The 19,346-nt window shown below is 72.8% G+C and carries 21 protein-coding genes; 12 read left to right on the forward strand and 9 right to left on the reverse strand.

The window, feature by feature from the left end; all coding sequences use genetic code 11:
• On the reverse strand, positions 1 to 456 hold a 456-nt coding region (locus IEZ17_RS41885), incomplete at its 3' end, for a GNAT family N-acetyltransferase, cg3035/Rv0428c family (RefSeq protein ID WP_444544821.1).
• A 143-nt stretch (positions 457 to 599) separates the two neighbouring features.
• On the opposite strand from IEZ17_RS41885, the gene fdxA reads away from it, so the two are divergent.
• Entirely contained in the window at positions 600 to 920 is a 321-nt protein-coding gene (gene fdxA, locus IEZ17_RS00775; RefSeq protein WP_018089397.1) for a ferredoxin, read from the forward strand.
• Between the two features lie 189 nt (positions 921 to 1,109).
• Complete coding sequence (gene dapC / locus IEZ17_RS00780) at positions 1,110 to 2,237, forward strand: succinyldiaminopimelate transaminase (protein ID WP_308427575.1); 1,128 nt, start codon at positions 1,110 to 1,112, stop codon at positions 2,235 to 2,237.
• Between the two features lie 70 nt (positions 2,238 to 2,307).
• Here dapC and IEZ17_RS00785 read toward each other — a convergent pair whose 3' ends face one another.
• A complete protein-coding gene (locus tag IEZ17_RS00785; RefSeq protein WP_189295238.1) occupies positions 2,308 to 2,772 on the reverse strand; it encodes an ATP-binding protein in 465 nt (154 codons plus the stop codon).
• Positions 2,773 to 3,076: 304 nt separating this feature from the next.
• Positions 3,077 to 4,015 carry a VldE C-terminal domain-containing protein gene (locus IEZ17_RS00790; RefSeq protein WP_189295240.1) on the reverse strand — a complete coding sequence of 313 codons (939 nt, stop codon included), beginning with the start codon at positions 4,013 to 4,015 and terminating at the stop codon, positions 3,077 to 3,079.
• 41 nt (positions 4,016 to 4,056) lie between these two features.
• Between IEZ17_RS00790 and dapE the strand changes: the two genes are divergently transcribed.
• A complete protein-coding gene (dapE, locus tag IEZ17_RS00795) occupies positions 4,057 to 5,160 on the forward strand; it encodes a succinyl-diaminopimelate desuccinylase (RefSeq protein WP_189295243.1) in 1,104 nt (367 codons plus the stop codon).
• Positions 5,161 to 5,308: 148 nt separating this feature from the next.
• Positions 5,309 to 6,058: an LOG family protein gene (locus IEZ17_RS00800; RefSeq protein ID WP_189295244.1), complete on the forward strand. Its 750-nt coding sequence runs from the start codon at positions 5,309 to 5,311 to the stop codon at positions 6,056 to 6,058.
• 152 nt (positions 6,059 to 6,210) lie between these two features.
• Here IEZ17_RS00800 and folP read toward each other — a convergent pair whose 3' ends face one another.
• Positions 6,211 to 7,110 (reverse strand): dihydropteroate synthase, encoded by a 900-nt coding sequence (gene folP / locus IEZ17_RS00805; RefSeq protein WP_189295246.1) that lies wholly within the window; start codon positions 7,108 to 7,110, stop codon positions 6,211 to 6,213.
• A 93-nt stretch (positions 7,111 to 7,203) separates the two neighbouring features.
• On the opposite strand from folP, the gene IEZ17_RS00810 reads away from it, so the two are divergent.
• The gene (locus IEZ17_RS00810) at positions 7,204 to 7,722 is read left to right on the forward strand and encodes a DivIVA domain-containing protein (protein WP_189295248.1); all 519 of its coding nucleotides are present in this window, start codon (positions 7,204 to 7,206) and stop codon (positions 7,720 to 7,722) included.
• Complete coding sequence (locus IEZ17_RS00815; protein ID WP_189295250.1) at positions 7,719 to 8,324, forward strand: DNA-3-methyladenine glycosylase I; 606 nt, start codon at positions 7,719 to 7,721, stop codon at positions 8,322 to 8,324. Before IEZ17_RS00810 ends, IEZ17_RS00815 begins: the two co-directional genes overlap by 4 nt.
• A gap of 21 nt (positions 8,325 to 8,345) precedes the next feature.
• On the opposite strand, the gene chcB is transcribed toward IEZ17_RS00815, so the two are convergent.
• Entirely contained in the window at positions 8,346 to 9,146 is an 801-nt protein-coding gene (chcB, locus tag IEZ17_RS00820; RefSeq protein WP_189295253.1) for a 2-cyclohexenylcarbonyl CoA isomerase, read from the reverse strand.
• Positions 9,147 to 9,471: 325 nt separating this feature from the next.
• Between chcB and IEZ17_RS00825 the strand changes: the two genes are divergently transcribed.
• Entirely contained in the window at positions 9,472 to 9,639 is a 168-nt protein-coding gene (locus tag IEZ17_RS00825) for a DUF3117 domain-containing protein (RefSeq protein WP_003985072.1), read from the forward strand.
• Positions 9,640 to 9,834: 195 nt separating this feature from the next.
• On the opposite strand, the gene IEZ17_RS00830 is transcribed toward IEZ17_RS00825, so the two are convergent.
• Entirely contained in the window at positions 9,835 to 10,518 is a 684-nt protein-coding gene (locus tag IEZ17_RS00830; RefSeq protein WP_189295256.1) for an O-methyltransferase, read from the reverse strand.
• A gap of 299 nt (positions 10,519 to 10,817) precedes the next feature.
• Here IEZ17_RS00830 and sigE point away from each other — a divergent pair, with 299 nt between their 5' ends.
• The 5 genes from sigE to IEZ17_RS00855 all read left to right on the forward strand — a co-directional run bounded on the left by sigE (position 10,818) and on the right by IEZ17_RS00855 (position 16,123).
• Positions 10,818 to 11,507, forward strand: coding sequence for an RNA polymerase sigma factor SigE (gene sigE, locus IEZ17_RS00835; RefSeq protein ID WP_373299707.1), 690 nt, complete (start codon positions 10,818 to 10,820; stop codon positions 11,505 to 11,507).
• On the forward strand, positions 11,504 to 12,460 hold the full coding sequence (locus tag IEZ17_RS00840; protein WP_189295260.1) for a zf-HC2 domain-containing protein: 957 nt from the start codon (positions 11,504 to 11,506) through the stop codon (positions 12,458 to 12,460). Before sigE ends, IEZ17_RS00840 begins: the two co-directional genes overlap by 4 nt.
• Positions 12,461 to 12,608: 148 nt before the next feature.
• The gene (locus tag IEZ17_RS00845; RefSeq protein ID WP_189295262.1) at positions 12,609 to 14,735 is read left to right on the forward strand and encodes a trypsin-like peptidase domain-containing protein; all 2,127 of its coding nucleotides are present in this window, start codon (positions 12,609 to 12,611) and stop codon (positions 14,733 to 14,735) included.
• A 116-nt stretch (positions 14,736 to 14,851) separates the two neighbouring features.
• Positions 14,852 to 15,358: a sec-independent translocase gene (locus IEZ17_RS00850; protein WP_189295264.1), complete on the forward strand. Its 507-nt coding sequence runs from the start codon at positions 14,852 to 14,854 to the stop codon at positions 15,356 to 15,358.
• A 117-nt stretch (positions 15,359 to 15,475) separates the two neighbouring features.
• Positions 15,476 to 16,123, forward strand: a complete 648-nt coding sequence (locus IEZ17_RS00855) for a hypothetical protein (RefSeq protein ID WP_189295266.1) — start codon at positions 15,476 to 15,478, stop codon at positions 16,121 to 16,123.
• Between the two features lie 100 nt (positions 16,124 to 16,223).
• Here IEZ17_RS00855 and IEZ17_RS00860 read toward each other — a convergent pair whose 3' ends face one another.
• From IEZ17_RS00860 to IEZ17_RS00870, 3 genes are read right to left on the reverse strand one after another with little or no spacing between them, the layout of a single operon-like run.
• Entirely contained in the window at positions 16,224 to 17,387 is a 1,164-nt protein-coding gene (locus tag IEZ17_RS00860) for an Mrp/NBP35 family ATP-binding protein (RefSeq protein WP_189295268.1), read from the reverse strand.
• A 43-nt stretch (positions 17,388 to 17,430) separates the two neighbouring features.
• Positions 17,431 to 18,024 (reverse strand): DUF1003 domain-containing protein, encoded by a 594-nt coding sequence (locus IEZ17_RS00865; RefSeq protein ID WP_189295270.1) that lies wholly within the window; start codon positions 18,022 to 18,024, stop codon positions 17,431 to 17,433.
• Entirely contained in the window at positions 18,014 to 19,321 is a 1,308-nt protein-coding gene (locus tag IEZ17_RS00870; RefSeq protein WP_189295272.1) for a magnesium transporter MgtE N-terminal domain-containing protein, read from the reverse strand. Before IEZ17_RS00870 ends, IEZ17_RS00865 begins: the two co-directional genes overlap by 11 nt.
• Positions 19,322 to 19,346 lie beyond the last annotated feature (25 nt).

Below are 19,346 nucleotides of genomic sequence, written 5' to 3' on the forward strand. Positions count from 1 at the left end.
CAGCCCGCGGGCCCCGTACCACCGCCCGGTCCGGGCCAGCGCCTCGTCCAGCGGGACGCCGGGGCCGCCGAGCGCCAGCACCGAGTTGGCCCGGCGGGTGAATCCCTCGGACGCCCGCAGCGTCCACTCACCGAGACGTTCTGTCTCGATGGCCGGCCAACCCCGGGCGGCGACCTCCTGGAGCTCCCGGACGGTGGCCGCCGGGACCCTCCTGCGGGCCGGCGCCGCGGGCACAACCTTGGCCGCTACCAGCGTGGACTCCTCGATCCGTACGCATTCGCCGCTGCGCCGTGTGATGCTCAGCACACCCTCATCCCAGGATGTGAGAACGCCGACCGCGTCCGTGAACGCCGGCTCCCTTGCGCGGGCCCCGGTCAAGCGCCGCACGGATACCCTTTTGCCCACATCGGCCGGGGTGATCCGTACTTCCGCGCGACCACCGGCGAGGAATCCCATCGCTCTCCAACCGCCCCTCTTGTTCGTCTCCTGCCCGGGAACGGAGATACTAGGTGGTGGGCATCGACGACGCCGCGCTCCCGCGCGCCCAACGGCGGTCCTGACAATCCGGTCCGCCGGCCCTACCGAGGAGGAACGACAGCGTGACCTACGTCATCGCGCAGCCTTGTGTCGACGTCAAGGACAAGGCATGCATCGAGGAGTGCCCCGTCGACTGCATCTACGAGGGCTCCCGGTCTCTGTACATCCACCCGGACGAATGTGTCGACTGTGGTGCGTGTGAGCCGGTCTGCCCGGTGGAGGCGATCTTCTACGAGGACGACACTCCGGAAGAGTGGAAGGACTACTACAAGGCGAACGTCGAGTTCTTCGACGAGCTCGGCTCGCCGGGTGGTGCCAGCAAGCTCGGCCTGATCGAGCGCGACCACCCGTTCATCGCTGCACTGCCGCCGCAGAACCAGTAGCACCCCGGGGGACCGAGGGGGAGCCCGCCCGCTCCCTCTTGCCTCCGAGGCCGCTGGGGTGGCCCCCAGCGCCGGCCGGGAAGGTCGCACGGCGCCGCGCGGTCCCGTTCGGCCTGCCCGCCGTACGGGACCGAGGCGTTTTCGTGCGCCGACGTCCGCCGCGTCAGCCCGTACGAGAAAGAGAGCACCGTGGGCGCAGTCTCATCCCGCCACCTGTCAGGGGAACCGCTCAGCGACCGCCTGCCGGTCTTCCCCTGGGACCGCCTGGAGCCCTACAAGGCCACCGCCGCCGCGCACGCCGACGGCATCGTGGACCTGTCCGTCGGCACCCCGGTCGACCCGGTGCCCGCGCTGGTCCGGCAGGCGCTGACCGACGCGGCCGACAGCCCCGGCTATCCGACGGTGTGGGGGACAGCCGCGCTCCGCGACGCGCTCACCGGCTGGGCCGCCGAGCGTCTCGGCGCCCGCGGCCTGGCGCACACCAACGTGCTGCCGGTGGTCGGCTCCAAGGAACTGGTCGCCTGGCTGCCGACCCAGCTGGGCCTGGGCGCCGGCGACAAGGTCGCCTACCCGCGGCTGGCCTACCCGACGTACGAGGTCGGCGCCCGCCTCGCCGGCGCCGAGCCGGTCGTCTACGACGAGCCTACGGAGCTGGACCCGGCCGGCCTGAAGCTGCTCTGGCTCAACTCGCCGTCCAACCCCACCGGCCGGGTGCTGAGCGTCGACGAGCTGCGCCGCACGGTGGCCTGGGCGCGCGAGCACGGCGTGCTGCTCTTCAGCGACGAGTGCTACGTCGAACTGGGCTGGGAGGCCGACCCGGTCTCCGTCCTGCACCCGGACGTCTGCGGGGGCTCGTACGACGGCATCGTCGCCGTGCACTCCCTGTCCAAGCGCTCCAACCTCGCCGGCTACCGCTCCGCGTTCCTGGTGGGCGACGCGACGGTCCTCGGCGATCTGCTCCAGATCCGCAAGCACGGCGGAATGATGGTCGCCGCGCCGGTCCAGGCCGCCACCGTCGCGGCGCTGGGCGACACCGCCCATGTCGCCGAGCAGCGCGCGCGGTACGCCCGCCGCCGGACCGCGCTGCGCACCGCCTTCGAGGCCGCGGGCTTCCGCATCGAGCACAGCGAGGCGTCGCTCTACCTCTGGGCGACCCGCGACGAACCGTGCTGGGACACCGTCGGCGACCTCGCCAAGCGCGGCATCCTGGTCGCCCCCGGCGAGTTCTACGGCGCGGCGGGGGAGCGGTTCGTACGGATCGCGTTCACCGCCACCGACGAGCGGGTGGAGGCCGCGGTACGCCGCCTCCAGGACTGAAGCCGCACAGCGCGCGGGGCCCGGGGAGAGCACACTCCCCGGGCCCCGCGCGCCGTTCGGCGCCAGGCGGTCAGCGGTTGCTGATCGGCATCCCACCGATCAGGGCGTGGGTCGGCCGGTTCAGCAGCCCGTCCGGACCGGCGACCAGGGTCGCGGCTGCCTCCAGCGGCGTCGACTCGGTCGAGATGCCCTTCTCGGCGATCGGACGGGCCACGCCCTCCGCCCTGCGGGCGGCGTCCTGGGTCAGCGGGGCGGCCTCCCCGACGACCGGGCTGAGGGTCCTCGCCAGCGCCGGAGCAAGGGTGCGCGAGGCCTCGCTGCCGGTCGCGTTGGCCATGCCGACGCCGGCCTGCGCCGTCCTGTCCACGGTCTTGCCGGTGTTCGCGGAGTCCAGCGTGGTCAGTCCGCCCATCTCGTTGGCCTGGGCGGGCAGGTTCACGGCGCTCGCGGAACCGGCCGCAGCGACCACGGGAGCGGCGCCCGCTGCGACCAGCAGGGCGGCTCGGGCGATCCGACGCGTAACGGGGAGGGACATGGTGCTCCTTTTACGGAGAAGGACTTCGTACTTCTGACAGATGTGCCATGTCCGCCGGGCGGACGCACTGACTACCGCGTCAAGTGCCCACAGGTTGCGGTGAACTCCGGTAAAAAATTGGCAACGTGTCGCATAATCTGCCCTCGATAACGCAGAGCGGTATGCATACGTCCCGAAGTCGTGCGGAAAGGTCACAGCCCCTTAAACGCAAGGCAATTGGCGGAGGATACGGCGGCAACCAGGTGAAATCCCTGACAGGAAAGGGAAATTGACGCCGCGCACCCCTTCCGGGGGACCCGGCAAACTACTGCGCGGTGATGATACGAACGTCGCCCGCGGTCGCTTCGGGGGCGGACGCCTTGCGCTGCCAGCCCTTCCCGGAATCGGCCGCCGTCCACGTGCGGTCCGCGTAAGAGATCTGTTCGATGTGCAGCTCCGTCGAGTGCGCCAGCGCCCAGGTCGCCAACTGCCAGCCGCGCTGCCGGGCGTTGTCCTCCGTCGCCGTGCCGTACTGGTACCGCTCCACCGGCACCGTCAGACCGCGCCCGCCGGCCGCGCCGCGCCCCGCGCCGCCGTCCGCCTGCGGCAGCACGTCGGCGCCGAATTCCCGCACCAGTTTCTCCCGCACCTTCGCCGCGCCGTCCGCCCCGGCGCTGTCCACCGGGTGGCTGGCCGTGCAGCTCATCGCGTCCCCGTTGCGGCCGGTCAGCGCGCCGGTCAGCAGCGCGGCATTCGCCTCGTGCTTGGCGTATGCCTGCGGATAGCCGCTGCGCTGCACCTTCTGCGCGGCGACGGTCAGCGGCAGCCGGGAATAGCCGGGAACTTTCGCCAGATGCCGGTAGAACTCCCCGGCCGAATAGACCGGATCCATGATCTGTTTCACGGTGCCCCAGTCCTGGGACGGCCGCTGCTGGAAAAGGCCGACCGAATCCCGGTCGCCGAAATTGATGTTGCGCAGCCCCGACTCCTGCATCGCGGTGGCCAGCGCAATGGTCACCGCCCGCTCCGGGAGCCCCCGCGAGGACGCCACCGCGGAGATCGTCGCGGCGTTCGCGGCCTGCTCCGGGGTCAGCTCGTACGGGTCGCCGCCGCCCTGGACGCGCACCGTGCACCGCGGTGCCCCGGGGCCGCTGGTGACGTACTGCACCAGGAGATAGCCGGCCACCCCGAGGAGGACGGCGAAGGCCGCGAACGTACGCCACAGGCGCTTGCGGCGGGTGCGGGATACGGGCTGGGCGGACACGGAGCCCAACGTACCGGAGGGCTGCCGATAGGGTCGGATCCATGGAGCGCTCCGCACACCCCCGCCTCGACCTGTCGCTCGATTCGGCCGCGCTCACCGCGCAGCTGGTCGACTTCCCGTCCGAGAGCGGCAACGAGCAGGACCTCGCCGACGCCGTCGAGCAGGCCCTGCGCGCACTGCCGCACCTGACCGTCGACCGGCACGGCAACAACGTCGTGGCCCGGACGAACCTCGGCCGCGCCGAGCGGGTGGTGCTCGCCGGGCACCTGGACACCGTGCCGATCGCGGACAACGTGCCGTCCCGGCTCGACGAGAACGGCGTCCTGTGGGGCTGCGGCACCTGCGACATGAAGTCCGGGGTCGCCGTCCAGCTGCGGATGGCCGCCACCGTCCCCGCCCCCAACCGCGACCTGACCTTCGTCTTCTACGACAACGAAGAGGTCGCCGCGCACCTCAACGGCCTCGGCCATGTCGCCGACGCCCACCCCGACTGGCTCGCGGGCGACTTCGCCGTCCTGCTGGAGCCCTCCGACGGGCAGGTGGAGGGCGGCTGCCAGGGCACCCTCCGGGTCCTGCTGCGCACCAGTGGGGAGCGCGCGCACTCCGCGCGCAGCTGGATGGGCGCCAACGCGATCCACGCCGCCGCCCCCATCCTGGCGAAGCTCGCCGCCTACGAGCCGCGCCGCCCGGTCATCGACGGCCTGGAATACCACGAGGGCCTCAACGCGGTACGGATCGAGGGCGGGGTGGCCAACAACGTCATCCCGGACGCCTGCACCGTCACCGTCAACTTCCGCTACGCGCCCGACCGCAGCCCCGACGAGGCGGTGGCCCACGTCCGCGAGGTCTTCGCCGACTGCCCCGTGGACGAGTTCGTCGTGGACGACCACTCCCCGGGCGCGCTGCCCGGACTGGCCCACCCGGCGGCCAAGGCGTTCATGGAGGCCGTCGGCGGCACCGCGATGCCCAAGTTCGGCTGGACCGACGTCTCCCGCTTCAGCGCGCTGGGCGTCCCGGCCGTCAACTACGGCCCCGGCTACTCCCTTCTCGCGCACAAGAAGGACGAGCGGGTCGAGGTCGACCGCATCCTGCACTGCGAGGAGCGGCTGCGCGCCTGGCTGACCGACCGGCCCCAGGTGGACTGACCGCCGCCGCACCCCATCGCGGGACCGGCCGCCGGCGACCCGGCGGACCGGTGGCCGACCGATCGCATACCGGCGGAATTCCCCTGCGCTTCACGCGGGCGGATCTACGCTGAAGTGGCAAACGATCTGTCTGCGGAGGGAGCACGTCATGGCCAACCCCGAGGGAGCACCCGTCCCGGAGGAGCAGCGGCTGGGCCCCGTACTGCGCCGTCACGACCAGGTGCAGGCCGGCACGACGGACCAGCGGCTGCTGGATTCCGAAGGCCCCTCCGAGTGGGTGCACACCGACCCCTGGCGCGTGATGCGCATCCAGTCGGAGTTCGTGGAGGGCTTCGGCGCGCTGGCCGAGCTGGGCCCGGCCGTGAGCGTCTTCGGCTCGGCCCGTACGCCGCGCGATTCGGCGGAGTACGACGCCGCGGTGCGGATCGGCGCGGCGCTGGTCAAGGCCGGCTTCTCCGTGATCACCGGCGGCGGTCCGGGGGCCATGGAGGCCGTCAACAAGGGCGCCAGTGAGGCCGGCGGGACCTCCGTCGGGCTCGGCATCGAGCTCCCCTTCGAGCAGGGGATGAACGACTATGTGAACCTCGGGGTCGACTTCCGCTACTTCTTCGTCCGCAAGACCTGCTTCGTGAAGTACGCGCGCGGGTTCGTCGTCCTCCCCGGCGGGCTCGGCACCCTGGACGAGCTCTTCGAGGCGCTGACCCTCGTCCAGACCCGCAAGGTCACCCGCTTCCCGATCGTGCTGTTCGGCACGGACTACTGGAGCGGGCTGGTCGCCTGGCTGCGCGAGACCCTGGTCGCCCAGGGGAAGGCGTCGCCGCGCGACCTGGAGCTGTTCCACATCAGCGACGACGTGGACGAGGCGATCGCGCTGGTGACCAAGGAGGTCGGGATCTAGGCCCCGTCCGGCGGGCAGGGGGCGGCAGGCACCAGGTCACCCCGACCACGGGAATACCGCCCCCGCCCACCCCGTTGTGGCCCCGCAGGGGGCGCGGGCATCCCCTAGGGGATCTGTGCTCACGCCCCCAGGGCCGTCCCCCGGCGGTCTCCTCAGGCCAGGCCGCGGCGGGCGACCGCCGGTGGCCGGTGGCCGGCGATCGAGGCGACCATGTCGAGCACCTGCCGGGTCTCGGCGACCTCGTGGACGCGGTAGACCCGGGCGCCGAGCCAGGCGGACACCGCGGTGGTCGCCAGGGTGCCCAGCACCCGCTCCTTGACCGGCTTGTCGAGGGTCTCGCCGACGAAGTCCTTGTTGGACAGCGAGACCAGCACCGGCAAGGGGGTGTCCCCTGCCCGAGCGAAGCCGAGAGCTCGGGGAACGGTCTCCGCCATCTCGCCGAGCCGCCGGGTCGCCTCCAGGCTGTGCCGGGTGTTCTTCCCGAAGTCGTGCCCCGGGTCGATCATGATCCCGTCCCGCCGTACGCCCAACTCCACGGCCCGCTCCGCCAGTCCGAGCGTCACCCGCAGGATGTCGGCCATCACGTCGTCGTACGTCACCCGGTGCGGCCGGGTACGCGGCTCGACGCCGCCCGCGTGGGTGCACACCAGGCCGGCGCCGTACCGGGCGGCGACCTCGGCGAGCCGCGGATCGACGCCGCCCCAGGCGTCGTTGAGCACATCCGCGCCGGCCTCGCAGACCGCCTCGCCGACCTCGTGCCGCCAGGTGTCGACGCTGATCACCACATCGGGGTGGCGGCGGCGCACCTCGGCGACGAACCCGACCGTACGGCGGGCCTCCTCCTCGGCGCTCACCTCCTCGCCGGGGCCGGCCTTGACGCCGCCGATGTCGATGATCGCGGCGCCCTCGGCGACCGCCTGCTCCACGCGGTGCAGCGCGGGTTCGTCGCGGAAGGTCGCGCCCTGGTCGTAGAAGGAGTCCGGGGTCCTGTTGACGATGGCCATGATCACCGGCTCATGCGTCCCGAACTCGCGTTTTCCCAGCCGCAGCATTCCGTTGACTCCCTCTCCGTGGTCCGGGAGCGACCCTAACTGTCAGACCTGCATGGCACGATCAGGGGAGACACAGAGTCCGGGGAGTTGGTCGTGTTCTGGTTCATGCTGATCGCGATGGTCGTGGTGGTCGCCGCGGTCACGCTTGTCGTCGTCGGCGGAGGTGACGCCGGAGGGGACGGCGGCGGGCTTCAGGACACCGAGCCGGACCAGCTGCACGACCCGCTGCCGCAGGACCGCCCGGTGGCCCGCGCCGATGTGGAGGCCGTCCGGCTGCCCGTGGTCGTCCGCGGCTACCGCATGGACGACGTCGACGACGTCCTGGACCGCCTCGGCGCCGAGCTGGCCGAGCGGGACGCCCGGATCGCCGAGCTGGAGGCGGCGCTGGCGGGTGCGCATGCCGCGGCCATGGGCGGCCCCGGCCTGATCCAGGACACCAGAGCCCCGCACGCCCCGGCCCAGGAGGGCCCGGTGCAGGACGTCCGGCCCGCGGGCGGACCGGCCGGGAAGGACGAGCGGCCCGGGGCCCCGGACGCGCCCGGCGGCCCGGCGGCGCCGGGCGGCCCGGAAGCCGGTGGAGACGGAAATGAAGAAGGGGAGGGTCGGGCATGAGCGGTGTGGTGACGGCTCCGGACGGCATTCCGCGCTGCCCGTGGGGCATGGAGTCCGAGCAGATGGCGGACTACCGCGCGTACCACGACACGGAGTGGGGCCTGCCGGTCCACGGCGATGACGCGCTCTTCGAGCGGATGAGCCTGGAGGCGTTCCAGTCCGGGCTGTCGTGGATCACGATCCTGCGGCGCCGCACCGGGTTCCGCACCGCGTTCGCGGGCTTCAGGATCGCGGCGGTGGCGCGGTTCACGGACGCGGACGCCGAGCGGCTGCTCGCCGATCCCGGCATCATCCGCAATCGCGCCAAGATCGCCGCGACGATCGACAACGCCAGGATCGCCGCCGAGCTGGCCCCCGGCGAGCTCGACGCCCTCATCTGGTCCTACGCTCCCGACCGGGCCTGCCGCCCCGCGCCGCGCACCGTGGGCGATGTGCAGCCCACCACCTCCGAGTCCATAGCTCTCGCAAAGGATCTGAAGAAGCGCGGTTTCCGCTTCGTCGGCCCCACCACCGCGTACGCCATGATGCAGGCGTGCGGCCTGGTCAACGACCATCTCGCGGACTGCCATGTGCGCGCGGCGGTGGAGGCGGCGGCCGGCTGAGCCGCCGGGGCCGTCCCGGGGTCAGCGCCCCAGGAAGGTCGGCTTCTCCTTCTTCACGAACGCCTCGACCGCGATGTGGTGGTCCTCCGAGGCGCCGGCCCGGACCTGGAGCTCGTCCTCCTTGCCCAGGGTCTCGGCGAGCGAGTGCCCGGCGCCGAAGGCCAGCGATTCCTTGATCGCGGCGTAGGCGGCGGTCGGGCCCTCGGCCAGCCGGCGGGCGATGGCCGCGGCCTCGTCGGCCAGCGTGTCCGCCGGGACGACCTTGTTGGCGATGCCCAGGTCGTACGCCTCCTGGGCGCTGACCGAGCGCGGGAAGAGCAGCAGATCGGTGGCCCGGCCGTGGCCGATCAGCCGCGGCAGCGTCCAGGACATCCCGGAGTCGGCGGTCAGCGCGACGCCCGCGAACGAGGTGTTGAAGGAGGCGGAGTCGGCGACCACGCGGTAGTCGGCGGCCAGCGCGAAGCCCGCCCCGGCGCCCGCGGCGACCCCGTTGACGCCCGCCACGACCGGCTTGGGCATCTCGGTCAGCGCCGTGACGATGGGGTTGTAGTGGTCACGCACGGTGTTCATGGTGCCGCCGGTGCCGGTCGCCCGGTCCTCGGCCAGCAGGCCGATGTGCTCCTTGAGGTCCTGCCCGACGCAGAAGGCGCGCCCGGTGGCGGTCAGCAGCACCGCCCGTACGGCCCGGTCGGCGGCGGCTTCCTGGAGGATGTCCCGGAGCAGGACCTTCGCCTCCGTGTTCATCGCGTTCATCGCGTCGGGGCGGTTGAGTGTGACCGTCGCGAGTCCGTCGGTCACGTCGTAGAGCACGGTGTCGGCCATAGTGGAGTGTCCCCTCCGTCGCGGCTCTGGACTGCCCGGTAACGGCAGCCAGCGCTCAGGATGCCGGAGATCATCCGCCGTCGGCATGTGACGTACGTCAAAGATTGCGGGCGCGTCGGGTGGCGAGGAGAGGCGAAGTATGGCAGCCCCCTCCCCGAATTGGGTGGGTTTGCGGGAGCGCGTTGCAAAAGGGATGCCCCCTGATGTTGGTCATCGGGTCGTTCGATGCGGGATAATGGCCTGGAAGCAATGTGTTCGATGCCGGTGACACGCGCCTATCAAGGCCGTCGGCTGAGATGAGCTGGTTTCAGGAAGGGGAACGAGCATGGCGGCCATGAAGCCGCGGACGGGCGACGGCCCGCTCGAGGTGACCAAGGAGGGGCGGGGCATCGTCATGCGCGTTCCGCTCGAAGGCGGCGGTCGGCTCGTCGTCGAGCTGACCCCCGACGAGGCCAAGGCCCTGGGTGAGGCCCTGGAGAAGGTCACCGTCTGACGAGGGCGGAGAAACCGCTGCGGTTTTTCGGGGGCTGGCCCCCGGTACCTCCAGCCGAATACCCCGGCCCCGGCAGGCTGCGCGCCACGAACGCGTGCGGCCTGCCGGGGCCGAGTCGTCTCCGCGCTGCGCGGTGTCCGTTCTCCGCGGACCTCCCGGTGCTTCTCGGCGGACCTCCCGGTGCTCCGCCGCAGCTCAGCCGCGCTTGACCGCGCAGAGCAGCCCGTCGCCCACCGGCAGCAGGGACGGGATCAGCGCGGTGCTCTCCCGTATGGCCCGCAGCAGCTCGCGCAGCCGCAGCACCTCCGCCGGCTGCTCCGCGGAATCGACGGTACGGCCCTCCGCGAAGACGCCCTGGAAGCAGACCAGGCCCCCGGGGCGCAGCAGCCGCAACGATTCAGCGAGGTATTCGAGGCACTCCATGAGGTCGCCGTCGCAGAAGACGAGGTCGTAGCCGCCGTCCGCGAGGCGCGGCAGGACGTCGAGGGCCCGGCCGGGGATGAAGCGGGCGCGGTTGCCGGCGAAGCCCGCCGCGCGGAACGCCTGCTTGGCGAACGCCTGCCGCTCCGGTTCGAGATCCACGGTGGTCAGCACGCCGTCGGGGCGCATGCCGTGCAGGAGATAGATGCCGGACACCCCCGTGCCGGTGCCGATCTCGGCGACCGCCTTGGCGTCCGCGGTGGCGGCGAGCAGCCGAAGGGCCGCGCCGGTGCCGGTCGTCACCGCGCGGATCCCGGCCTCCCGGGCGCGGGCGCGGGACCAGCGCAGAGCGTCGTCGGCGGCCTCGTCGATGGTCCCGGCGCCGTACGCCTCGGCGAATGCCAAGTTCGTCTGCCGGTTGCCGGTAATGGCCCTCTCCTGTCCCCGTAGTTGACGCAACCGTGACTGTATCCGCTGTGTGCGGGAACCCGCAGATGGGACCGGGCGTTAGGAAGGGGCAGGGGGAGAGACGGGGGGACGCACCGGTGAATACCGCGCACGACACCAGGCGAGAAACACGGCAGGAACAGAAGCAGCACCAAATGCTGGTCAAAACTGCTTATCCGGAGCTAACGGGCGAGGTGGATATGGTAGGGGCTCTACTGGACACCACCAGAGCCACCAGGGGAGGTGCGGCTGCGGCGGGTGACCGAAAAGTGCGCAGGCGCTTGCGACGGTCGTTCGCCGAGCCGAAATCCGTGACCGACACCGCTGACCGTTTCCGCCCCCACGGCCCCAAGGCCATGGGAGGGGCCCCCATCGCCGACGCACCCACCGCGACCTTCGCCGACATCTCGGATGCCCAGGCGTGGACTCCGCCCACGTGGGAGGAGATCGTCAGCACCCACAGCGCCCGGGTCTACCGCCTCGCATACCGCCTCACCGGCAATCAGCACGACGCCGAGGACCTGACCCAGGAGGTGTTCGTCCGCGTCTTCCGCTCGCTGTCGACGTACACCCCCGGCACGTTCGAGGGCTGGCTGCACCGCATCACCACCAACCTCTTCCTCGACATGGTCCGCCGCCGCCAGCGCATCCGCTTCGACGCGCTCGGTGACGACGCCGCCGAGCGGCTCCCCAGCCGCGAGCCCTCCCCGCAGCAGCACTTCAACGACACCCACTTCGACGCCGATGTGCAGCAGGCGCTGGACACCCTCGCGCCCGAGTTCCGCGCCGCCGTGGTGCTCTGCGACATCGAGGGCCTGTCGTACGAGGAGATCGCCGCGACCCTCGGCGTCAAGCTCGGCACGGTCCGCAGCCGGATCCACCGTGGCCGCTCCCACCTGCGCAAGGCGCTCAAGCACCGCTCCCCGGCGGCGCGTGCCGAGGAGCGCGAAGAGCAGCGGTCGCTGGCCGTGGTGCCCACAAGGGAGGTCGGAATCGCGTGAGCGTCAGTGGCGGTCCGTCCCCCGCCGAGCAGCATCTCGGCGACCGCCTCGCGGCCCTGGTCGACGGCGAATTGGGGCATGACGCGCGCGAGCGGGTGCTGGCGCACCTCGCGACGTGCGGTAAGTGCAAGGCGGAAGCCGACGCCCAGCGTCGGCTGAAAAGCGTGTTCGCGCAGACCGCGCCCCCCGGCCCGTCCGAGGGGCTGCTGGCGCGCCTTCAGCAGTTGCCCGGCGGCGACGCCAGCGGCCCCGGCAGCCGGCTCGGCAGCGGCAGCCGACTCGGCGACGGCATGTTCGGGCGCGGTGAATTCGCCCGCGGCGGCGGCTCGTTCCGCTATGTCCCGTCGGAGAACCACCTCGGCCCTGCCATGGCCGCCGTCCCCCCGCAGCCGCGGGTGCGCGGCTTCCGGGTGCAGGAGCCGGAGCGCAGCGGCCCGCAGCGGCGCCGGTTCGCCTTCGCGGCGGCCGGTGCGGTCTCGCTCGCGGCCTTCGCGCTCGGCGGCGCCCTCCCGCTGGAGGCGGCCGTGGACGCCCCCGGCCCCCGTGCCGAGGGCAGCGGCAGCGCCGTCACCCCGCTCACCGCTGGCCCCGCGGCCGGTGCCGTCCCGCTGTCCCGCGACGAGTTCCTGACGACCAGGGATCCCCGTCCCGGCTCCTGGCCCGCCGTGGCCGACCCCACCACCGCCCCGGCCCCCAGCGCCATGACGCTCTACGCCCCGGGCGAGGCCCGGCCCTCGGATGCCGTCCCGGCCGCCGGCCCGGCGCCCGGACGCTTCGGCCTCTCGCCCCTGATAGCCGCCACCGGTCCGGCATCGGCGTTCCGCTTCGCGCCGCTGACCGTCACGACCGGCACCGTCTTCGCCGGCCGGAGCGCGCTCCCGCCGCTGGAGCCGATGCGGCCCCTGCTCGGCTCGGCGGCCTCCGCCGCACCCACCGCCCGCGGTTCGCACTGACCGGGATCTGCGCAGTTCCGCGCGGAGCTGGTTGAATCGCTGTCGGGTGGCGCGCCCTTGTGCGGGCGCGTGCCCCTGGGGCGTGTCGCCGGACGGCCCCGGGTGGCGCTGGCCCGCGCGTGACCGCGGGCGAATCGTTGGGGAGAGCATGGACGAGGCTAGGGCCGCCGGGTCGAAGCTGAAGTGGTGGAGCCGCCCGGGACACACCCCGAGCCCGCAACCGCCCGCCGAGGCCGGCCGGCCCGGGGCGGCGCGGAGCGCCCATCCCGCGGCCGGAGCGGCCGCAACGGCGGACGCGGTGGATCCGGCGGACCCGGCGGTATCCGCCGAGGCGGCCGAACGGACCGCTGTCACGGCGGAGTTGGCCGCCGTGCCGGGGGCGATACCGGGCGCGGCAGCGGACCCGGCACCTGCCGCGACGGGTACGGACCAGGAGGCCGCGGCGCCCCGTGAGGAGCGTGCAGCCGCCACCGTGACGCTCGGTCAGGTGCCCGCCGGGGCCCCGGACGAGGCGCAGCCCCACCCCCGTACGGAGCCCGCACCGCGCGGTGCGGCCCCGGACAGCGGCGCGCCCGCGGCGGACCCGGTGCCGTCCCCCGCCACCGCCAGCGCCGAGGCCGACGGCGGTGCGCCCCGGCGCCCGCAGCCGCTGCATGCCGAGGACCCGTACGGCACGCCCCCGTACGGCGGTCCCGGCCCGTGGGCGCCCGCACCGCTGGTGCAGCGGCCGATGGCGACCCCCGCGCACGGCACGGTGCTCCCGCCGGAGGCGGGGGCCGCGGCGGCCGACGCCCCGCACCCCCGCCCGGCCGCGCCGGCCGGTGCCCCCGGGCCGCAGCTCCTCAAGGCCGGGGGCCCGGTACCGCGCCCCGCCGCCCCGCAGGACGCCGAACCGCACCCCGGAGGCCCGCACCCGCCCGCCCCGCAGGCCCCGGCCGCCCCCGCGTCCGCGCCCTCGGGCCCGCAGCTGACGCACGAGCCCGCGGCGGGCGGCTTCGTCCCGCACCCCGGCGACGGCGGCCCCCGCCCCGCGCCCCCGGCCGCCCCGTATGCCGCCCCGCACCGGCTCCCCGTCGCCCCGGGCGCCTGGCAGCAGTACGACCCCTGGAGCGCGCCCCTGCACGGCGGCCCGGCCGTCCCGCCGCCACCGGTCCGGAGCGGCAGGCGCCTCCCGATGGCGGTCGGCGCCGTGGTTCTCGCGCTGCTCGCGGGCGGGGTCGGCGGCGGGGTCGGCGCGTACATCGAGCGGAACGGCGGGATCGACGACATCAAGCTGCCGCAGGCGAGGGGGGAGCAGGTCAGCCGCAGCCCGGAGAGCGTCGCCGGGATCGCGCAGGCGGCGCTGCCCGGCGTGGTGACCCTGCATGTCCGCGGCAACGCCGAACAGGGCACCGGCACCGGGTTCGTCCTCGACCGGCAGGGCCACATCCTGACCAACAACCATGTCGTCGAACCGGCCGGGTCCGGCGGCGAGATATCGGTGACGTTCAGCGGCGGGCAGACCGCCAAGGCGCGGGTCGTCGGAAAGGACGGCGGCTACGACCTCGCCGTCGTGCAGGTGGACGGTGTCACCGGACTGCATCCGCTGACGCTGGGCGACTCGGACGCGGCGCAGGTCGGCGATCCGGTGGTGGCGATCGGGGCGCCGTACGACCTCGCCAACACCGTCACCTCCGGGATCATCAGCGCCAAGCAGCGGCCGATCACCGCGGGCGGGCAGAAGGGCGACGGGAGCGAGGTGTCGTATGTCGACGCGCTCCAGACCGACGCACCCATCAACCCGGGCAATTCGGGCGGTCCGCTGGTCGACGGCAAGGCGCGGGTGATCGGCATCAACAGCGCGATCCGGGCCGCGGACAGCAGCACCGGCGGGCTGGACGGCGGCGGTGGCCAGGGCGGCAGCATCGGCCTGGGCTTCGCCATACCCATCAATCAGGCCAAGCGGGTCGCCGAGGAGCTGATCAACACCGGCCGGGCCACCCATCCGGTGATCGGGGTGACCCTGGAGATGGAGTACGCCGGGGACGGCGCCCGGGTCAGCGACCGCACCAAGGACGGCAAACCGCCGGTCGTCCCCGGTGGGCCGGGCGCGAAGGCCGGCATCAAGGTGGGGGATGTGATCACGCAGGTGGACGGCGCCCCGATACACAGCGGCCAGGAGCTGATCGTCAAGGTCCGCAGCCACCGGCCCGGTGACATGCTCACCCTGACGCTCCAACGGGGCGGCACGGAGCGGTCGGTTCGGCTCACACTGGGTTCGTCGAGCCAGGGCTGATCGTTTGGACGGTGTTGGCGCGGGCGACTCCCGCCCGACGCGTCGGGCCAGGTACCGTGAGAGGTGGCCTGGCCCATAGGCCCTCGAAGGCCGCGGATTACCCAAGGAGTCGCAAGGTGTTCTTCGACATAGGACCCCTGGAGCTGATTGCGATCGTGGTCCTCGCGGTGCTGATCTTCGGGCCGGACAAGCTGCCCAAGGTCATCCAGGACGTGACCGGCTTCATCCGCAAGGTCCGGGCGTTCTCCGACAGCGCCAAGGAAGACATCCGCAGCGAGCTGGGCCCGGAGTTCAAGGACTTCGAGTTCGAGGACCTCAAGCCCAGGAACTTCGTGCGCAAGCACGTCCTGGAGAAGGACGAGTACGGCCTCAAGGAGCTTCACGAACTGCGCGACGGCTTCGACCTGAAGAAGGAGATGGCCGAGGTCACCGACGTCGTCCGGGAGAGCACCGCGACGGTCTCCGCGGCGGCCTCGACGGCTTCCGCCGCTCCCTCGAACGGCTCCCGCCCGAACCTCTCCAAGGAGCCCCCGGCCGGTTCCTCCGGAGGCCCCGACCTGCTCAAGAAGCGCGCGGACCCGGCCCACCGCGAGTCTCCGCCGTTCGACGCCGACGCCACCTGATACTTCTGTATGCCCGGCTGTGTTGACCGCACTGGCTATGCTCCCGGAGTCCGGGGTGAGGTCGCCTGAGGGGGGCGGGCCGCCCACGACGAAGGGCAACAAGGAGGCTCCGCGCAGATGGAGACGACGAGTCGGACAGTCACCCAAGAGGTGTCCGCCGATGCCGGCCGCAAGGCCGACGGCTATCTGCTGGCCGCATTCCCGTGGTACGGCCTCGACGAGGCCTTCACCGGACCACGGTGGCTGATGCAGGTCGGCTCGGCCGCGGACGGCACCGTGGAGCACGGCGCGACGGGGCACGGCGCGGAGCCGACCATCAAGGTGGAGACCCAGGAGTCCGAGCGGTTCGCGGTGGTGGTGACGGTCGCCAGCCGGCCCGTACGGCGCAGCGCCGACGGCACCGGCGTCCTGGACGCCACCTCGGTCTCCACGGCCGCCTGGCTCGCCGGGTCCGGGCTGCTCGCGCACACCTGGCCGACCCAGATGGACCGGTCGCTGCGCCAGGACTGGCTGGACCAGCAGACGATGATCGCCTGGGAGCTGGCCGACGACCTCGAAGGCGAGAGCTGGAACGAGCTGATGCTCCCGGTGGACGGGGAGCCGACGCCGTTCTGCTACCGGGAGTCCGAGTACGGCTGGGTGCTGGCCGGCACGTCCGGCGCGGACGGAGCGGAGGGCGTGCACCTCGGCGCGTACGGGCGGGGGATGAGCGCGTACGGCCTCGGCTTCTCGGTGATCGAGGACCTGGGCGCGTACAAGGGCTGAGCAGGCGCAGCGGATAGGGCGGACCCGCCGGCGGGTCCGCCCTATCGGCGTCGTGGGGGAGTCGGCTCGTACGGGAGGCGAGCGGCCGGCTCCCGGGGCGTCAGAACTTGTTGCGGGGGGTGATCCCCAGCGACATGCCCGCCAGGCCGCGCTGCCGGCCGCCCAGCTTGCCGGCGATGGCGCGGATCGCCGAGCCGGCGGGGGAGTCGGGGTCGGTGAGCACCACCGGCTTGCCCTCGTCGCCGCCCTCGCGCAGCCGGACGTCGATCGGGATGGAGCCGAGCACCGGGACCTGGGCGCCGGTCGTCTTCGTCAGGCCCTCGGCGACCCGCTCGCCGCCGCCGGTGCCGAAGACGTCGACCATCTCGTCGCAGTGCGGGCAGGGCAGCCCGGACATGTTCTCCACCACGCCGACGATCTTCTGGTGGGTCTGCACGGCGATCGAACCGGCGCGCTCGGCGACCTCGGCGGCGGCCTGCTGCGGGGTGGTGACCACCAGGATCTCGGCGTTCGGCACCAGCTGGGCCACCGAGATGGCGATGTCGCCGGTGCCCGGGGGCAGGTCCAGCAGGAGGACGTCCAGGTCGCCCCAGTAGACGTCGGCGAGGAACTGCTGGAGGGCGCGGTGCAGCATCGGGCCGCGCCAGACGACGGGGGCGTTGCCGGGGGTGAACATGCCGATCGAGATGACCTTCACGCCGTTCGCCGACGGCGGCATGATCATGTTCTCGACCTGGGTGGGCCGCCCGTCGGCGCCCAGCATCCGCGGGACGGAGTGGCCGTAGATGTCGGCGTCCACGACACCGACCTTGAGCCCGTCGGCGGCCATCGCCGCGGCGAGGTTGACGGTCACCGAGGACTTGCCGACGCCGCCCTTGCCGGAGGCCACGGCGTAGACCCGGGTCAGCGAGCCGGGCTGGGCGAAGGGCACCTCGCGCTCGGCGGTGCCGCCGCGCAGCGAAGCCGCCAGTTCGCGCCGCTGCTCGTCGCTCATCACCTCCAGCTCGACGCTCGCGCCGGTGACGCCCGGTACCCGCTCGACGGCCCCGCGCACGCTGCTGATGATCGTCTCGCGCATCGGGCAGCCGGAGACGGTGAGGTAGACCACGACCGCCACCGCGCCGTCCGCCGCGATGTCCACCGATTTGACCATCCCCAGCTCGGTGATGGGGCGGTGGATCTCGGGGTCGTTCACCGTCGCGAGCGCGTCGCGGATCGCGTCCTCGCTCGGTGTGCCGGTGGAGGGGGCAGTGTCGTTGGCCATGCCCCGATGGTACGGCGCCCGAGGGGGCCTCCGGAAAGCCCCGTCAGCGGTCGCGTTCGTCACTCTCCGCGTCGACCAGCTGCCGCAGTTCCAGCTCCCGCAGCAGGTCCTCCAGCTCGGAGCGGATCCAGTCGCGGGTGGCGACCTCGCCCAGGCCCAGCCGGAGCGCCGCGATCTCCCGGGTCAGGTACTCGGTGTCGGCGATGGAGCGCTCGTTCTGCTTGCGGTCCTGCTCGTGGGTGACCCGGTCGCGGTTGTCCTGCCGGTTCTGCGCCAGCAGGATCAGCGGCGCCGCGTACGACGCCTGGAGGGACAGCGCCAGGGTCAGGAAGATGAACGGGTAGTTGTCGAACCGCAGACTGCCCGGCACGGTGACGTTCCAGCCGATCCACAGGATGATGGCGACCGTCATCCAGACGATGAACCGGCCGGTCCCCAGGAAGCGGGCGATCTTCTCGGACATCCGCCCGAACGCCTCCGGGTCGTACTCCGGGAAGAACGTACGGCGCGGCACCCGAGGCTGGTCCAGCCGCACCCGGCGGCGCTCCGCGTGCCGCTCGCCGGCGCCGCCCCGGCGCAGCGCCGAGGCGCCGTTCGCCCGCCGCTCCCGGGCGCTCTCCCGCTCCTCAGCGCCCATCGCCGGCCTCCTCGTGCGCCCGTACGCCGGCCAGCCCGGGCGGCGGGGCGCGGTGCAGTTCGGCCTCCCGCCAGTCCTCCGGCAGCAGATGGTCCAGGACGTCGTCGACGGTGACCGCGCCCAGCAGCGCCCCGCTCTCGTCCACCACCGGCGCCGCGACCATGTTGTACGCCGCCAGATAGCTGGTCACCTCGGGCAGCGGGGTGTCCGGCGGCAGGGCCGGCAGATCGGTGTCCACGATGGAGCTGACGAGGGTGAACGGCGGGTCGCGCAGCAGCCGTTGGAAGTGCACCAGACCCAGGTACTTGCCGGTGGGCGTCTCGTCCGGCGGCCGGCAGACGTACACCTGGGCGGCGAGCGCCGGGGAGAGGTCCGGGTCGCGCACCCGGGCCAGCGCGTCCGCGACGGTCGCGTCCGGGCGCAGCACGATCGGCTCGGTGGTCATCAGCCCGCCCGCGGTGCGCTCCTCATAGGCCATCAGCCGCCGGACGTCCGCCGCCTCCTCCGGGCGCATCAGGGTCAGCAGCCGCTCCTTCTCCTCCTCGGGCAGCTCGGAGAGCAGGTCGGCGGCGTCGTCGGGGTCCATCGCCTCCAGGACGTCGGCGGCCCGCTCGTCCTTCAGCTTGCCGATGATCTCGATCTGGTCGTCCTCCGGGAGCTCCTCCAGGACGTCGGCCAGCCGGTCGTCGTCGAGGGCGGCGGCGACCTCGGCGCGCCGCTTGGGGGAGAGGTGGTGCAGCACCCCGGCGAGGTCGGCGGGCCGCAGCTGCTCGAAGGTGGCCAGCAGGTTCTCCGCGCCCTGCCCGTGCTCCTCCCGCGAGAACCCGGTCACCGCCGACCACTCCACGGTCAGCGTCTCTCCCTTGCGGCGCAGCGGCCCGCCCTTGCCGCGCCGTACGAAGACCTTGTCGATCTCCCAGTCGCGGCGGGCCGGAAGCTGGGTGATGCCGATGTCGAGGACGGTGACCTCCTCGCCGGTGTCGACCAGCCGCACTCGCCGGTCCAGCAGCTCGCCGAAGACCAGCGTCTCGGACGCCCGCTGCTCGAAGCGCCGCATGTTGATGACGCCGGTGGTGATGACCTGGCCGGACTCGACGCCGGTCACCCGGGTCATGGGCAGGAAGATCCGGCGCCGGCTGATCACCTCGACGACGAGCCCCAGCAGCCGCGGCGGCCGGGCGCCGACCCGGAGCAGCGCGACCAGGTCCCGCAGCCGGCCGACCTGGTCGCCGTTGGGGTCGAACACGGCGATGCCGGAGAGATGGGAGACGAAGACCCGGGGGGTGACCACCGCCATGCAGAGCGCCGCCCTTCTCCCTTTC

Origin of the sequence: Streptomyces albospinus (assembly GCF_014648695.1) — a bacterium.
Lineage (GTDB): Bacteria > Actinomycetota > Actinomycetes > Streptomycetales > Streptomycetaceae > Streptomyces > Streptomyces albospinus.

Excerpts from the sequence above, each read along its gene's own strand:
- IEZ17_RS00785 (WP_189295238.1), bottom strand. The coding sequence starts at position 2,772 with ATGTCCCTCCCCGTTACGCGTCGGATCGCCCGAGCCGCCCTGCTGGTC.
- dapE (WP_189295243.1), top strand. The coding sequence starts at position 4,057 with ATGGAGCGCTCCGCACACCCCCGCCTCGACCTGTCGCTCGATTCGGCC.
- IEZ17_RS00800 (WP_189295244.1), top strand. The coding sequence starts at position 5,309 with ATGGCCAACCCCGAGGGAGCACCCGTCCCGGAGGAGCAGCGGCTGGGC.
- folP (WP_189295246.1), bottom strand. The coding sequence starts at position 7,110 with ATGCTGCGGCTGGGAAAACGCGAGTTCGGGACGCATGAGCCGGTGATC.
- IEZ17_RS00815 (WP_189295250.1), top strand. The coding sequence starts at position 7,719 with ATGAGCGGTGTGGTGACGGCTCCGGACGGCATTCCGCGCTGCCCGTGG.
- chcB (WP_189295253.1), bottom strand. The coding sequence starts at position 9,146 with ATGGCCGACACCGTGCTCTACGACGTGACCGACGGACTCGCGACGGTC.
- IEZ17_RS00825 (WP_003985072.1), top strand. The coding sequence starts at position 9,472 with ATGGCGGCCATGAAGCCGCGGACGGGCGACGGCCCGCTCGAGGTGACC.
- IEZ17_RS00845 (WP_189295262.1), top strand. The coding sequence starts at position 12,609 with ATGGACGAGGCTAGGGCCGCCGGGTCGAAGCTGAAGTGGTGGAGCCGC.
- IEZ17_RS00855 (WP_189295266.1), top strand. The coding sequence starts at position 15,476 with ATGGAGACGACGAGTCGGACAGTCACCCAAGAGGTGTCCGCCGATGCC.
- IEZ17_RS00860 (WP_189295268.1), bottom strand. The coding sequence starts at position 17,387 with ATGGCCAACGACACTGCCCCCTCCACCGGCACACCGAGCGAGGACGCG.
- IEZ17_RS00865 (WP_189295270.1), bottom strand. The coding sequence starts at position 18,024 with ATGGGCGCTGAGGAGCGGGAGAGCGCCCGGGAGCGGCGGGCGAACGGC.
- IEZ17_RS00870 (WP_189295272.1), bottom strand. The coding sequence starts at position 19,321 with ATGGCGGTGGTCACCCCCCGGGTCTTCGTCTCCCATCTCTCCGGCATC.